Origin of the sequence: Janthinobacterium rivuli, assembly GCF_009208735.1 — a bacterium.
GTDB lineage: Bacteria > Pseudomonadota > Gammaproteobacteria > Burkholderiales > Burkholderiaceae_D > Janthinobacterium.
On record NZ_WFLJ01000100.1, the window covers coordinates 1 to 255 of the forward strand.

The 255-nt window shown below is 50.2% G+C and carries 1 tRNA gene; it reads right to left on the bottom strand.

Annotated elements, in window-relative coordinates:
* Positions 1 to 42 precede the first annotated feature (42 nt).
* Positions 43 to 119 (bottom strand) — tRNA-Ile (locus GCN78_RS29110).
* Positions 120 to 255 lie beyond the last annotated feature (136 nt).

The window sequence follows — 255 nt, forward strand, 5'->3', positions numbered from 1 at the left end:
TCTCCCAGCTGAGCTAATCCCCCTGAGATATTACTAATTAGCTGGTAGGGCTGGTTGGACTCGAACCAACGACCCCCGCGTTATCAACACGGTGCTCTAACCAGCTGAGCTACAGCCCCAACGCGGTACTACTACGACTACTGTTTCTTCTCTTACTAACAGCCGATAAGTGTGAACATTTGATGCGTGAATCAGTTACCTGATTCGTGCAAACTCTAGAAAGGAGGTGATCCAGCCGCACCTTCCGATACGGCT